The organism is Bradyrhizobium sp. CCBAU 53351 (assembly GCF_015291745.1).
Taxonomy (GTDB): Bacteria; Pseudomonadota; Alphaproteobacteria; order Rhizobiales; family Xanthobacteraceae; genus Bradyrhizobium.
In genome coordinates, this window is record NZ_CP030059.1 from 7,302,073 (window position 1) to 7,316,599 (window position 14,527).

Genomic DNA, 14,527 nt, shown 5'->3' on the forward strand with positions numbered 1-14,527 from the left:
AAATCAACGGCTTGCGGGGGAAGCACTGACGTTCGAAGTGCGGGCTTGGACGTCAGCTGCAACCCATCGGGATTGACGTTCTACACCCGGCGGATCGCGCCCCCATCAACCGGGATCGCAGCGCCATTGATGTAGCGGGCGAGTGGAGAGGCGAGAAACGCGACGAGGTGCCCGATATCCTCAGGCTCCCCGAAATAGCCGGCAGGGATGTTCTGCTTGATGAAGTCCGCCTTCGATTGCTCCGTTGGATGCAATTTCTGAATTTGAGCGGTGTTGATGCGGCCCGGTGCGATCGTGTTGACGGTGACACCATAGGGGCCGAGTTCGGACGATAGCGTTCGGGACCAGCTGACGAGAGCGGCCTTGGCCGGCGCTGCTCCATTGAGTTTAGGCGCAACAAGCGCACCCGAGATGTTGACGATCCGCCCCCAGTTTCGAGCCTTCATTCCCGGCGAGATGAGATCGGTCAAGCGACGTGCCGCAAGGAAGTTGAGCGTCATCGCCTCGTCCCAGAAGGCATCGTCGGCCTCGCCCGTCACGGGCCTCGCCCCACCGGCGTTGTTGACGAGGATATCGACGTGCCCGCCGAGCGCGGCCGACGCTTCGGCTGCAATTTGCGCCGGGCCGCCTTGCGCGCACACGTCTCCCACCACCATCACTGGACGACCGCCGGCGCGCGAGGCGAGGGCTCCGGCTACCTTCTCCAGCGCGGCCGCCGTCCGCGCACTGATTGCGACCCGCACCCCCGCGTCTGCCAGTGAGCCGGCGATGCCGCTGCCAATTCCGCCACTGGCCGCCGTTATGAGGGCGGTCTTGCCTTCCAGTCCGAGGTTCATCCGTTGATCTCCTCACAAATCAGGGGGATGCCCGTGGATTGACGATCAATGGAGAGGCTGTCGACTTGAGCGAAAGGGCTGGTCGGACACCGAGGCCGCTGAGAACAAAGTCCCATCAATCCATCGGCGCGCGCGGCTGCAAGCCCTCGCGCACAAGGCGGGCGATGACAGCGTCAGATGAGGCAAAAGCGAGCCCTAATCCTCGACGCCGTAGCGGTGCAGGTCGTTGCCGTAGGTATCGAGCCACTTCTTGGCGCGCTCCATCGAGGGGCAGACTTTTCCGCAGACGCGCCAGAACCGCGCCGAGTGGTTCATCTCGACGAGATGGGCGACCTCGTGGGCGGCGAGATAGTCCAGCACGAAGGGCGGCGCGAGGATCAGGCGCCAGGAGAACGACAGCGAGCCCGCGGAGGTGCACGAACCCCAGCGGCTGGACTGATCGCGGATCGACAGGCGCTTGACCCTGACACCGAGCTCGGCGGCGTAGGCCTCCGCCGAACGCTGCAGATCGCGGCGCGCCTCGCGCTTGAGGAAGTCGCTGACGCGGCGATCGACATGTTCGAGCCCGCCGGCGATGCAGAGAATCTTCTCTCCGCTATCGCGAGTCTCGGTCCACACCGTGCCGCGCGTGCCGGCGCGATGAACGATGCGATGTGGCGTGCCGCGGAGCGGTATCACCGTGCCCGGCTGGAACGGCGCCGCCTTCGGCAAGCGACCGAGACGCGCGGCGATCCACGCGCCATGACGCTGCGCGAAGTCTTTGGCTTCGGCCAGCGTGCCGCGCGGCGGCATCGTGAGGATGGCTTCGCGATCGCTCGGATGAATTCTGAGCGTATAACGGCGCGCGCGGCGGTGCCGGCGCAATCGGATGGCAAAAAATTGCGATCCGTGGGTGATCAGGACGGTCTTTGGTTCGTGGGGCCGACGATAAAGGAGTGCGCGGGTGGCCATGTCTGTCAGTCCGGGGGGCAGGAGGGCGCCCGGATTCTGCCATAACCGCCGCCATGGGAAGCGCTCGGCGCAAAAACAAATCATTTGCCCAATATACAGCGGTCAGGCTTCCGGGAGACCCTACAGACTGGGGTTGGAACCGGCTTTTTTCGCCCTCGCTGGATGCATGCGGCACCCCCAAGAGGTGAGTGCTGACTCACTCCTATAAAGCTACCTAAATACCGCGAATCTGGCGGGTATTCACCCCATCCGGAACGTCCGGCCGGGACCGGATTTTCGACGGGAAAGCCGAAAAAGCAGGTTATTCGGCCGCGCGCGCCTGCAACGAGCTCGGATTCGCCGCCGAAACCATGAAGTCGTGAATTCGCGGCACGATTTCCGACCTGAAGCGCGAGCCGTTGAACACGCCGTAATGCCCGACACCCTTCTGGACGTAATGAATGCGGCGATGATCCGGGATCGAGCTGCACAATGTGTGCGTTGCTTCGGTCTGGCCGAGACCGGAGATGTCGTCGTTCTCGCCTTCGACCGTCATCAACGCCACGCGCGTGACCTTGGAGGGATCGACGCGTGTTCCGCGATGGGTCATCTCGCCCTTCGGCAGCGAGTGCTTCACGAACACGGTGTCGACCGTCTGCAGGTAATATTCTGCGGAGAGATCCATCACCGCGAGATATTCGTCATAGAACTCGCGATGCTTGTCGACGAGGTCGCCGTCGCCCTTCACCAGATGGGCAAAGAGCTGCTTGTGGGCGTCCATATGCCTATCGAGATTCATGCTGATGAAACCGTTGAGCTGCAGGAATCCCGGATAAACGTCGCGCATCATGCCCGGATGCGGGAACGGCACCTTGGTGATGACGTGGTTGCGGAACCAGTCGATGCCGCGCTCCTGGGCGAGGTTGTTCACCGCGGTCGGATTGCGGCGAGTGTCGATCGGCCCGCCCATCAGCGTCATCGAGGTCGGCACAAAGGGATCTCGCCGCGCTTCCATGATCGAGACGGCGGCGACGACGGGCACGGAGGGCTGGCACACGGCCAGCACATGCGTGTTGCCGCCGAGGACATGCAGCATCTCGATGACGTAATCGATGTAGTCGTCGAGATCGAAGCGGCCGTCGCTGAGCGGCACCATGCGGGCATCGGCCCAGTCGGTGATGTAGACCTCATGCGCGGGCAGGAAGGCTTCGACAGTGCCACGCAGCAGCGTCGCATAATGGCCGGACATCGGCGCGACGATCAGCACGCGCGGCTGCGGGCTGCGCAAGGGCCGCGCGAATTTGCGATCGAAATAGAGCAGCCGGCAGAACGGCTTTTCCCAGACCGAGCGGACCTCGACGGGAACGCGGATGCCGTTGACCTCGGTATCGTTGAGACCCCATTCCGGCTTGCCGTAACGGCGCGTGGTGCGCTCGAACAATTCGCAGGCTGCGGCGACCGACTTGCCGATCTCGGTGCGCGCCCAGGGATTGAGCGGATTTTGAAACAGCAACTTGGTGGCGTCAGTGACCGCACGTGCCGGATTGAGAGAGGCGTGCGCCATCTCGTACATCCAGTACATCGGCGTCGTCAGGACCGGACTGCCTTCGGCCGCCAGGGGCGGCGCGCCGCCAAACTCACCAATAGGCATCGCTATATTCCTCTTCGCATCGCAGCATACTGCCGAATGCGTAATATTGCGTCAATGCATGGTTCCGTACATCTACGTGGCCGAAACGGCTCAACCGGCCTGAATCCACGAGAAAGTGTCGCTATTCGCCGCCCGCCAGCAGCGAGCCGTGCTTCCTAGCGCTGCGTAAAAGGGCAAGAAATGCCCCAAAAGATGCAACCAGAAGCACCACATTGATGGCCAGTGCATCCAGCATCAGGTCGGTGCGGAAGGTGTTCTCGATCAGGAGCGCGCGCATTCCTTCGAACACGTAGGTCGGCGGCAGCGTCCAGGCGACATATTGCAGCCAAACCGGCAGCACGCTGACGGGATAGTAGATGCAGGCGAGCGGCAAGATCACGAACATCAAGGTCCAGACGATGCTCTCGGCGCCAAGGCCGTTTCGCAGCACCAGGCCCGAGACGAAGATGCCGACCGACCAGCTCGTGAAGATCAGATTGCAGAAGAACGCGATCAACGGCAGGCCGAGCGCATAGACGTTGAAGTGAAACAGGAACAGCGCCAGCAGCGTCATCGGAATGATTCCGATCGCGAGCCGGATCAGGCTCATGACCATCAGCGAGAGCAGAAACTCGATCGGCTTGAGCGGACTCATCATGAGGTTGCCGAGATTGCGCGCCCACATCTCTTCAAGGAACGAGATGGAGAAGCCGAGCTGGCCGCGGAACAGGATGTCCCAGAGGATGACGGCGCCGATCAGCGTGCCGCCGGCGCGCGCGAAGAAGCTGGCATTCTCCGCGATGTAATATTGGATGAAGCCCCAGGTGATGACCTGCAGCGCCGGCCAGTACAACAGCTCGAGCAACCGCGGCCAGGACGACAGCAGGAGATACCAATAGCGCAGGATCATCGCGCCGATGCGATGGGCGGAGATGCCGTGATGGTGGGAGATGTCGGTCATGAGGACACCCCGTAGCCCGGATGGGGCGCAGCGCAATCCGGGAATCGTGCCACAAGCGACAGGCGTCCCGGATTACGCTTCGCTCCATCCGGGCTACGGCTGCGTCTGCTCATCGCACCGCCTCCTTCCGGCCGCGCGCGACGTCGAGAAACACCTCTTCCAGAGTGGTGCGGTTGTAGCGCGCCATGATCGCCTCGGGCGTGTCGTCGTCCTCGATGCGGCCGCGCTTCATGATGATGACGCGGTCGCAGAGCCGCTCGACCTCGAGCATGTTGTGCGAAGCCAGCAGAATGGTGGCGTTGTTCGCCTTGCGATAGCGCTCCAGATGCGCCCGCACCCAGTCGGCCGTGTCGGGGTCGAGCGAAGCGGTCGGCTCGTCCAGCAGCAGGAGCTCGGGCTGGTTGATCAGCGCTTTGGCCAGCGCGACGCGGGTCTTCTGCCCGGCGGAGAGCTTGCCGTTGGCGCGATCGATGAAGTCGGTGAGATCGAGATCGCCCGCAAGCTCTGCGATGCGGCCCGCGAGGTTCTTCACCGCATAGAGCTTGCCGAAGATTGTGAGGTTCTGCCGTACCGTGAGCCGCATCGGCATGTCGACATAGGGGCTCTCGAAGTTCATCCGCCCCAGCACGGCAGCGCTCTCCTCGGGCATCCGATGCCCGAGCACCTGCACGCGGCCGGAGGTCGGCAGCACCAGCCCCATGATCATCGCGATGGTCGTGGTCTTGCCGGCGCCGTTGCCGCCCAGAAGGCCGGTGATGCTGCCGCGCGGCAGGACAAAGGAGATGTCGTCGACGGCGCAAGTCTGCTTGTAGACCTTGACGAGATGCTCGACCGCGATCGCCGCGGACGAGCTGCGCTCCGCGACAGTCGGCCGACTTGAAGCCTCGTCATTCTCCGTCATGCTGACCGTTCTTCTGCTATTGCGGCAGGGAGCGCAAGGCTTGTAATCCGGTAGTTCCGCGAGCCCAGCGTTTGTGACCTTGGAAGGCGCCGCCACATTGGCCGATATGACCGAAATTGCTGCTTCCGACTTCCGCCCCTCGCAGCGGCATATCCGCCTGGATACGATCCTGCGGCTGCGCTGGCTTGCGGTGCTGGGGCAGCTCGCCGCGATCTTCATCGTGGCGCAGGGGCTGGAGTTCAACGTCGAGATCGTCCCCTGCGTCAGCATCATCGCTCTGTCGGCGGCCCTGAACCTGGCGCTGCAGACCGCGGCCAATCCGATGCAGCGGCTGGAGCCGATCCAGGCGGCCGGCCTGCTCGCGCTGAACATCGTGGAATTGGCCGGTCTGCTGTACTTTACCGGCGGCTTGCAGAACCCGTTCTCGTTCCTGTTCCTCGCGCCGGTGCTGATCTCGGCCACGGCGCTGCCGGCGCGCCTCACCTTCGGCCTCGGCCTGCTCGCGGTCGCCTGCGCCTCGGTGCTGTTTTTCTTCCATCTGCCGCTGCCCTGGGATTCCGACGATCCCTTGGTGCTGCCGCCGATCTACCTGGTCGGCGTCTGGCTCTCGATCGTGCTCGCGATCGGCGTCACCAGCCTCTATTCCTTCCAGGTGACTGAAGAGGCGCGCAAGCTCGCGGACGCGCTGGCCGCGACCGAGCTGGTGCTGACGCGCGAGCAGCATCTGACCCAGCTCGACGGCCTTGCCGCTGCCGCCGCGCACGAGCTCGGCACGCCGCTCGCCACGATCTTCCTGATCTCGCGCGAGCTGGAGAAGACGGTGAAGGACGCCAGTTTTGCCGCCGACCTGAAGACGCTGCGCGAGCAGACCCAGCGCTGCCGCGACATATTGAGCAAGATCACCCAGCTCTCCTCCACCGGCGCGCCGTTCGACCGCATGAAGCTGTCGGAGCTGATCGAGGAGGTGGTGGCCCCGCACCGCGATTTCGGCGTCGAGATCAAGGTGCGGATCGCGGTCGCCGCCGTGGCCGAGCCGGTCGGCTCGCGCAATCCGGCGATCCTCTACGGCGTCGGCAACATCGTCGAGAACGCGGTCGATTTCGCCCGCACCACGGTCGAGGTGAATGCGTGGTGGAACAAGGATACGATCGAGCTCGTGATCTCCGACGACGGCCCCGGCATTCCCCCTGATATCCTGAACCGGATCGGCGAGCCCTATCTGTCGCGGCGGCGAACCGTGGACGAGGGCGGCGGTGAACGGCGCGGCCTCGGATTGGGCGTGTTCATCGCCCGGACACTGCTCGAGCGCACCGGCGCCAAGGTCTCGTTTACCAACCGGACCTTTCCGGAACACGGTGCCGTGGTCCACATCAGTTGGCCGCGAGAGCGCTTTGAGGCTATCGAGACGCTCGAAGAAACAATAGGATAGCCGCGACCTTGCGTCGCACAACAGGGCCGATCGACTATCGGCGGCCTTGGCACCGCCCGATTGCGAGGCCATATGTAGACGCGTTGGAGAGAGGACAAAACCTTGAACGCCATCGCCGAACTGAACGAACAGACCGACCGCTCGCTGCTCATCGTGGAGGACGACAAGCCGTTCCTGGAGCGGTTGTCGCGCGCCATGGAGACGCGCGGCTTTGCGGTGACGTCATGTGACACCGTGTCGGACGGTCTTGCACAGATCGGCAAGGCGGCGCCCGCATTCGCCGTGGTCGATTTGCGGCTCGGCGACGGCAACGGCCTCGACGTCGTCTCGGCGCTGAAGAAGAAGCGCCCGGATGCGCGCGCGATCGTGCTGACCGGCTATGGCAACATCGCCACCGCCGTCACCGCGGTGAAGATGGGCGCGATCGATTATCTCTCCAAGCCCGCGGATGCCGACGACGTCGTCGCGGCGCTGCTGTCGACCAGCGCGGAGAAGTCCGAGCTGCCGACCAACCCGATGTCCGCCGATCGCGTGCGCTGGGAGCACATCCAGCGCATCTACGAGATGTGCAACCGCAACGTCTCGGAAACGGCGCGCCGGCTCAACATGCACCGGCGGACCCTGCAGCGCATTCTGGCCAAGCGCGCGCCGCGGTAAGCTTCGACGGCTCTCGCGCCCCGGACGCAGCGCAGCACGAAGTGATGCGCTGCAGAGCCGGGGCCCATTTCTCAGAATCCATTGCCGCCTTCCAGGTCGCGGCTCTGCGCAGCAACGCTACGCGCTGCAGCGCGTCCGGGACACGAGACCGTCCTACTCCCAAAACTCCGCGTGCCCCTGCGGATCGACCAGGCGGTTGATCCGTAACGCTGCTGCCATTGCAAACCGCACCGTCATCTGCTTGCGCGTGGCGGCCGCGAGCTTGTGCTCGGGCGCTTCGCAATGCAGGTGCGCGCCGTAGGCGTCGGCGACGATCAGGCCGGTCTCTTCAGGAAAGATCTCGCAAGGCAGATCCTGCGTGAAGGCGAAGAACAGCCGGTCGCAATGGGCGCGGTATTCGTGCCATTTCTGATCGGCGCGCAGATCCTCCACCGACGATTTGATCTCGACGATCCAGATCTCGCCGCGCTCGTTCAGCGCGACCAGATCCGCGCGCCGCCCCGAGGGCAGCGGCAATTCGCTGATGCAGGAGAAGCCGAGCGAACGTAACAGCCGCGAGGTGCCGCGCGCGATCGCAAGCGCCGTCTCGGATTGGCGGCGATCCGGTGGCGGAACGAGGGAGAGGTTGCGGGCGGGGTTGTCCATGGCGAGGAGGATAGCCGATTCCGTGTGGGGCGGACACTGTCCGATAGGGGCGGGCTGTTACCGCACAACCGGTGAGGATGCGGAACCTCCCCCTCTCCCACGCACTTATCACGCAGCCGCCGGTCCTCGGCGGAACCACCGAGGCGGCGCGCGCATGATCGACGATCTCTGGTACAAGAACGGCGTGATCTATTGCCTCTCCGTCGGCTCCTATATGGACGCCAACGGCGACGGCATCGGCGACTTCAAGGGCCTGCTGCGCCGGCTCGATTATCTGCACGGCCTCGGCATCACCACGATCTGGCTGATGCCGTTCCAGAGCTCGCCGGGCCGCGACGACGGCTACGACATCGCCGATTTTTACAGCGTCGATCCCCGCTACGGCACGCTCGGCGATTTCGTCGAGTTCACCCATGGCTGCAAGCAGCGCGGCATCCGTATCATCATCGACCTCGTCGTCAACCACACCTCGGACCAGCATCAATGGTTCAAGGAGGCGCGGCGCGACAAGAACTCGCCTTATCGCGACTGGTATGTGTGGTCCGACAAGAAGCCCGCCAATGCCAACAAGGGCATGGTGTTTCCCGGCGTGCAGAAATCGACATGGACGCGCGACAAGGAAGCGGGCGCCTATTACTTCCATCGCTTCTACGATTTCCAGCCCGACCTCAACACGTCGAATCCTTACGTGCAGGCGGAAATTCTCAAGATCATGGGCTTCTGGATCCAGCTCGGCGTCTCCGGCTTCCGCATGGACGCCGTGCCCTTCGTGATCGCAACCAAGGGCGCGAAGGTGAAGAAGCCGGTCGAGCAGTACGACATGCTGCGCGCGTTCCGCGAATTCCTGCAATGGCGGCAGGGCGACGCCATCATTCTCGCCGAGGCCAACGTGCTGCCGGAAACCGACATGGAATATTTCGGCCGCGACGCCGACCGCATGCACATGATGTTCAATTTCCACGTCAACCAGCATCTGTTCTATGCGCTGGCCTCGGCGGACTCGCGCCCTCTGGCCAAGGCGCTGAAAGCAACAAAACCGCGGCCGGCCACGGCGCAATGGGGCCTGTTCCTGCGCAATCACGACGAGCTCGATCTCGGACGCCTGACCAAGGCGCAGCGCGATGCGGTGTTCAAATCGTTCGGCCCCGACAAGGACATGCAGCTCTACGACCGCGGCATTCGCCGCCGCCTCGCGCCGATGCTGGGCGGCGACCGCAGGCGGCTGGAGCTCGCCTACAGCCTGATGTGCACGCTGCCGGGAACGCCCGTGATCCGCTATGGCGACGAGATCGCGATGGGCGACGACCTTTCGCTGCCCGAGCGCAATTGCGCGCGCACGCCGATGCAATGGTCGACCGAGCCGCATGGCGGCTTCACCAAGAGCGACAAGCCGGCCTGCCCCGTCATCGACAAGGGACCGTACGGCTATCCGCACGTCAACGTGGCAAAGCAGCGGCGCGACCCCAACTCCATGCTGAACTGGACCGAGCGCATCGTCCGCATGCGGAAGGAAGTGCCGGAGGTCGGCTGGGGCGATTTCGCCATCGTCCCGACGCGCGATCCCGCCGTGTTCATCATGCGCTACGACTGGCGCAACAATTCGGTGCTGTTCGTGCATAATCTCGACGAGAAGCCGCGCGAGATCGCGTTCTCGGTGGGGCTATCGGGCGAGGCCGGCGCGCATTTGATCAATCTGCTCGCGGAGGACCACAGCCATGCCGACAAGCGCGGCCAGCACCGCATCGTGCTGGAGCCCTATGGCTATCGCTGGTACCGCGTCGGCGGGCTGGATTATCTGTTGAAGCGGAGCGACATCGACGGGAATACGGTGCGCGGGAATAAGCATCCGGGGTGACGTATCGACATGCCTCGCTGTATCCATAGACTCCAATGAATGTCCCGGACAAGCGCGCCCTAAGCGCGCGCAGATCCGAGACAACAGCTAGGGTGGAGCGACGATCACTCCCTCATTGCCACGCAGCTCCAGCACGCCTTCGATTCCTTCCCCCTCACGATCCAGGAACGTCGACAGCAAAATCCTGCTGCCGAAGCGGACGGCGCTCGTCGTCGCGGTGACCGGGTCCGCACCGAGATTGAGCGCCACGATCACCGCCCGGCCCTCGGCCTCGCGGCGATAGATCAGGAGATCGCCTTGCGCGGCGACCGGATGATAGTCGCCCGCGATCAGTTGTGGGCAACTCTGCCGCAAGCCGATCAGGCGCTTGTAGAGGTTGAGGATCGAGCGTGGATCGGCTTCGAGACTGGCGACATTGTCGCGCACACAGTGCTCGGGCAGCGGCAGCCACGGCCGCACCGATGAGAAGCCGGCGAATTTCGACGCATCCCACTGCATCGGCGTGCGGCAGCCGTCGCGGCCGACACCGATGCCGGGCACGTTCTTCTCGAAGGGATCGCGGACATCCTCCGGCGCGATCGCGACCTGGTGCATGCCGATCTCGTCGCCGTAATAGAGCGTCGGCGTGCCGCGCAACGTCAGCAGCAGCATGGCGGCGACCCGGGCCTGCTCCGTGCCGACGCGGCTCGCCACGCGCGGGCGATCGTGATTGCCGAGCACCCAGTTCGGCCAGGCGCCGCGCGGCAGCGCCTTCTCGTAATCCTCGACGATCTTCTCGATCGAGCGCGCGCTCCAGAATGTCGAGAGCAGCGCGAAGTTGAACGGCATCTGCGCGCCGGTGAGATCGTTGCCGTAATAGGCCATGAGCCGGTGCAGCGGCAGATAGATCTCGCCGATCAGGACGCGCGCGGAATATGCATCGGTGACGCGGCGCATCTCGGCGATCACGTCGTGCACCTCGGGCTGGTCGGTGGAGTATTGCGTCAGGATGCGCTCGTTCGGCGGCCGGCCCTCGACGTAACGCGGGTTCGGCGGATTGTCGCGGAATTCGGCATCCTTGACGAGGTGCCAGATCACGTCGACGCGGAAGCCGTCGACGCCCTTCTCCAGCCAGAACCGCATCACGTCGTAGATGGCGCTGCGGACATCCGGATTGCGCCAGTTCAAATCGGGCTGCTGGGCGAGGAAGGCGTGGTAATAATACTGGCCCGTGGCCTCGTCGAGCTGCCACGCACTGCCGCCGAACTCGGACAACCAATTGTTCGGCACACCGCCGTCGCCGGCCGGATCGCGCCAGATGTACCAATCGCGTTTGGGATTGTCGCGCGAGGATCGGCTCTCGACGAACCAGGGATGCTGGTCCGAGGTGTGGTTGGGCACGAGATCGAGGATCAGCTTCAGGCCGTTGTCATGGACGGCCGCGATCAGCGCGTCGAAATCTTCCATCGTGCCGAACAGCGGCTCGATGCCGGTATAGTCGGAAATGTCGTAGCCGAAATCGGCCATCGGCGAGGGGAAGATCGGCGACAGCCAGATCGCGTCGACACCGAGCGATTTCACATAAGGCAGCCGGCGCAAGATGCCGGCGAGATCGCCAACGCCGTCACCGTCGGCGTCCTGAAACGAGCGCGGGTAGATCTGATAGAAAATGCCGTCACGCCACCAGTTCTTGTCGTTCCGAGCCAAGATCATCCCCCGAATGCGCTTCGCGGACAGCAACGCGGAACCGCGCCAAGGGTTCACACAGGGGTGACGGCCGCCGCTGAGAGGGCGTCGCCAGGGACCGCATGGCGCGGATTTCGCCGGGAATCGCCGTAATTTCGCACCAGTCCGGCCTTTGTTCCGGCCTCAGCCCACCGCGATGCCAGTGGAACCTCGGTTCCGAGGGACGAAACCCACTGGAGGGACCCCATGAGGTCACGCATCACACTGTGCTCGCTCGCTTTCGCGCTCGCTGCCCTGCCGCTGTCGGCCGGATTGTCCCCGGCCCTGGCACGGCCCACCGTCGAAGTCGCTTTCGTGCTGGATACCACGGGCTCGATGGCGCGATTGATCGAGGGCGCCAAGCGCAAGATCTGGTCGATCGCCACCGCGATCGTCGATTCCAACCCGGATGCCGATATCCGCATGGGCCTCGTCGCCTATCGCGACATCGGCGACGATTACGTGACATCGAAAATCGAGCTGACCCGCGACATCCAGGATCTCTATGCCAACCTGTTAGAGCTGAAGGCGCGCGGCGGCGGCGACTGGCCCGAAAGCGTCAACGAGGCGCTCGACATCGCCGTCAACAAGCTGCAATGGACTGATGGCAGCGACGCCAGGCACATCGTCTTCCTGGTCGGCGATGCGCCGCCGCACATGGACTACGCGCAGGACACGAAATATCCGACGACACTCGCGGCCGCCAGGCAAAAGGACATCATCGTCAACGCCGTGCTCGCCGGCGATGCCCGCGATACCGAGCGGGTGTGGCGCGACATCGCGCAGATCGGCCAAGGCCGCTTCATCCCGATTCCGCAGGATGGCGGCCAAATCGTGGTGATCGAGACGCCGTACGACCAGGACATCATCATCCTGCAGCAGCAGCTCAACGGCACGGTGATCCCCTATGGGCCGCGCGAGATGCAGAAGCGCACGGAGATGAAGATGCAGCAGACGGCGAGCGTGGCGGCGGCCGCACCGTCAGTCGCGGCCGACATGACGAGCTATATCGGCAAGCGGGCCCGCGCGACCGCGGAAGCGGTCACCGGCGGCGGCGACCTCGTTGCCGATGCGGCCAAGGGCACGACCAGCGTCGCCGCCGTCAAGGACGCGGACCTGCCGGAGAACCTGCGCGCGATGAAGCCCGAGCAGCGCGAGGCCGAAGTCGCCAAGCAGGTCGGACAGCGCAAGACCCTGAACGAGAAGCTCGCCGCGCTGGTCGCCAAGCGCGACAAATACATCGCCGATCAGGCCGTGAAGTCGCCGAAAACCTCGTCCTTCGACGGGGTCGTCCAGGAGACGCTGAAGGCGCAGATCAAGCGGTAATCGCGGCGATCCGGGGAACACCCGTTCCCCGGATCCCTCGCGCGAATCTTTTGCTTGGCGGCATGGCAAAAATCGGCATTGTGGCGCCATGACCGAGCAAAACGACACCAAAGCCAAGGCGGGCGCGATCATCGTCCCCGTGACGCTGTTCGAGCAGAACTGCACCATCATCTGGGACGAGCCCTCCAAGAAGGCCGTGGTGATCGATCCCGGCGGGGACGTGCCGAAGATCCTGGACGCGATCAAGCAGACTGGCGTCACCGTCGAGAAGATCTGGCTGACCCACGGCCATATCGACCATGTCGGCGGCGCAGCCGATCTGCGCGATGCGCTGAAAGTGCCGATCGAGGGGCCGCATGAAGCGGACAAATTCCTGCTCGACAATGTGGTCGAAAGCGGCGCGCGCTTCGGCATGACCGGCGTGCGCAACTTTGCGCCGGACCGCTGGCTCAACGAGGGCGACACCGTGTCGATCGGCGATCTCACGTTCGACATCTTCCACTGCCCCGGCCACTCGCCGGGCAGCGTGGTGTTCTTCAACAAGGAATTGCGGTTCGCCCATGTCGGCGACGTCCTGTTCGCGGGCTCGGTCGGGCGTACCGATCTGCCCGGCGGCAGTCACGCGACGCTGATCAACTCGATCCTGACGAAGCTGATGCCGCTCGGCGACGACGTCGGCTTCATCTGCGGCCACGGCGCCGGCTCGAGCATCGGCCAGGAGCGGATGACCAATCCGTTCATCACCGGCGAGATGTGAGAGTCTATTCGGCGGCGTCCACAAGCGCCGTCTCACCAAGGTTGCGCTCGCCCCATTCGCGGATCGCCGCGACGACGGGCACGAAGCTCTTGCCCTTGCGGGTGAGGCGATACTCGACCTTCGGCGGCACCTCGCCAAAGTCCTTGCGATCGATCAGGCCGCTCGCCGTGAGCGCCTTCAGCTCGCGGCTGAGCACGCGCGGGGTGATCTCGGCGCTGCCGGTGGTACCGCGCAACAGGCCGCTTCGGATCTCACCATAGCGGCGCGGACCGTCCTTCAAATCCCAGACGATGCGGAGCTTGTACTTGCCGCTGATCATCTTCTGAAAGGCCGCGACCGGACAGCTGCGCGCCGGAATTGCCTTTGCCATGTCGTCTTCTCCATGCGCATCCAGCTTGGGAGAGGATAGGAGCGACGGCGAAAAAGTCCATACTATCAATTTTGTCCATACTTGCAGCGGCGCCCACAAGGCGCAGATGAAGACGCACATGACGAACAGGGAGCGTCACATGAAGCACTTCATGATCAAGTACGAATTCAGGAACGGTACGACGGAAGCCTGGCATCAGGAGATCGCGCGCTTCATCAAGGCGATCGACGGCGATCCGGAACTGAAAGGGCGGGTCGGCTATCGCGTCCTCAAGAACCGCGACGATGGCCACTACTTCCATCTCGCCAGCGTCGCCGACGAGGATGCGCAGAAAACGCTGCAATCGCGCGATTTCTTCAAGGCCTATTCGGCGATGACACGGCAAGTGTCCGGCGGCGAGGTGACGGCAACGCCGATCGAGTGGATCGATCAGACGGGGTAGCCGCAAACTCCTCTGTCGTCCCTGCGCACGCAGGGACCCATAACCCCAGGGAGGAGTGAGTACGGGCGCTCGGAGTTCGGTACG

Annotated in this window: 14 protein-coding genes; 6 read left to right on the plus strand and 8 right to left on the minus strand. The window is 64.0% G+C overall.

Features of this window, described 5'->3' with window-relative positions; genetic code table 11:
• Positions 1 to 80 precede the first annotated feature (80 nt).
• From XH83_RS34725 to XH83_RS34745, 5 genes are all read right to left on the minus strand, one after another.
• Positions 81 to 836 (minus strand): SDR family oxidoreductase, encoded by a 756-nt coding sequence (locus tag XH83_RS34725; RefSeq protein WP_194405048.1) that lies wholly within the window; start codon positions 834 to 836, stop codon positions 81 to 83.
• A gap of 195 nt (positions 837 to 1,031) precedes the next feature.
• Complete coding sequence (locus XH83_RS34730; protein ID WP_194405049.1) at positions 1,032 to 1,871, minus strand: M48 family metallopeptidase; 840 nt, start codon at positions 1,869 to 1,871, stop codon at positions 1,032 to 1,034.
• Positions 1,872 to 2,088: 217 nt separating this feature from the next.
• Positions 2,089 to 3,417, minus strand: coding sequence for a polyhydroxyalkanoate depolymerase (locus XH83_RS34735; protein ID WP_194405050.1), 1,329 nt, complete (start codon positions 3,415 to 3,417; stop codon positions 2,089 to 2,091).
• A gap of 121 nt (positions 3,418 to 3,538) precedes the next feature.
• Positions 3,539 to 4,357, minus strand: a complete 819-nt coding sequence (locus XH83_RS34740; protein WP_194405051.1) for an ABC transporter permease — start codon at positions 4,355 to 4,357, stop codon at positions 3,539 to 3,541.
• Positions 4,358 to 4,466: 109 nt separating this feature from the next.
• Positions 4,467 to 5,258: an ABC transporter ATP-binding protein gene (locus XH83_RS34745; RefSeq protein WP_194405052.1), complete on the minus strand. Its 792-nt coding sequence runs from the start codon at positions 5,256 to 5,258 to the stop codon at positions 4,467 to 4,469.
• A 106-nt stretch (positions 5,259 to 5,364) separates the two neighbouring features.
• On the opposite strand from XH83_RS34745, the gene XH83_RS34750 reads away from it, so the two are divergent.
• The gene (locus XH83_RS34750) at positions 5,365 to 6,687 is read left to right on the plus strand and encodes an ActS/PrrB/RegB family redox-sensitive histidine kinase (RefSeq protein WP_194408498.1); all 1,323 of its coding nucleotides are present in this window, start codon (positions 5,365 to 5,367) and stop codon (positions 6,685 to 6,687) included.
• A gap of 102 nt (positions 6,688 to 6,789) precedes the next feature.
• Positions 6,790 to 7,344 (plus strand): ActR/PrrA/RegA family redox response regulator transcription factor, encoded by a 555-nt coding sequence (locus tag XH83_RS34755; protein WP_008141807.1) that lies wholly within the window; start codon positions 6,790 to 6,792, stop codon positions 7,342 to 7,344.
• A gap of 153 nt (positions 7,345 to 7,497) precedes the next feature.
• Here the strand turns inward: XH83_RS34755 and XH83_RS34760 are convergent, their stop codons facing one another.
• Positions 7,498 to 7,989 (minus strand): MmcB family DNA repair protein, encoded by a 492-nt coding sequence (locus XH83_RS34760; RefSeq protein WP_194405053.1) that lies wholly within the window; start codon positions 7,987 to 7,989, stop codon positions 7,498 to 7,500.
• 154 nt (positions 7,990 to 8,143) lie between these two features.
• Between XH83_RS34760 and XH83_RS34765 the strand changes: the two genes are divergently transcribed.
• Entirely contained in the window at positions 8,144 to 9,844 is a 1,701-nt protein-coding gene (locus tag XH83_RS34765; protein WP_194405054.1) for an alpha-amylase family protein, read from the plus strand.
• 87 nt (positions 9,845 to 9,931) lie between these two features.
• On the opposite strand, the gene XH83_RS34770 is transcribed toward XH83_RS34765, so the two are convergent.
• Complete coding sequence (locus tag XH83_RS34770) at positions 9,932 to 11,530, minus strand: alpha-amylase family glycosyl hydrolase (RefSeq protein WP_194405055.1); 1,599 nt, start codon at positions 11,528 to 11,530, stop codon at positions 9,932 to 9,934.
• Between the two features lie 225 nt (positions 11,531 to 11,755).
• Here XH83_RS34770 and XH83_RS34775 point away from each other — a divergent pair, with 225 nt between their 5' ends.
• Together XH83_RS34775 and XH83_RS34780 are read left to right on the plus strand one after the other, a co-directional pair.
• Positions 11,756 to 12,874 carry a VWA domain-containing protein gene (locus tag XH83_RS34775; RefSeq protein ID WP_194405056.1) on the plus strand — a complete coding sequence of 373 codons (1,119 nt, stop codon included), beginning with the start codon at positions 11,756 to 11,758 and terminating at the stop codon, positions 12,872 to 12,874.
• An 88-nt stretch (positions 12,875 to 12,962) separates the two neighbouring features.
• Complete coding sequence (locus tag XH83_RS34780; protein ID WP_194405057.1) at positions 12,963 to 13,631, plus strand: MBL fold metallo-hydrolase; 669 nt, start codon at positions 12,963 to 12,965, stop codon at positions 13,629 to 13,631.
• A gap of 4 nt (positions 13,632 to 13,635) precedes the next feature.
• Here XH83_RS34780 and XH83_RS34785 read toward each other — a convergent pair whose 3' ends face one another.
• The gene (locus XH83_RS34785; RefSeq protein WP_194405058.1) at positions 13,636 to 14,001 is read right to left on the minus strand and encodes a helix-turn-helix domain-containing protein; all 366 of its coding nucleotides are present in this window, start codon (positions 13,999 to 14,001) and stop codon (positions 13,636 to 13,638) included.
• 118 nt (positions 14,002 to 14,119) lie between these two features.
• On the opposite strand from XH83_RS34785, the gene XH83_RS34790 reads away from it, so the two are divergent.
• The gene (locus tag XH83_RS34790) at positions 14,120 to 14,443 is read left to right on the plus strand and encodes a hypothetical protein (protein ID WP_246776381.1); all 324 of its coding nucleotides are present in this window, start codon (positions 14,120 to 14,122) and stop codon (positions 14,441 to 14,443) included.
• Positions 14,444 to 14,527 lie beyond the last annotated feature (84 nt).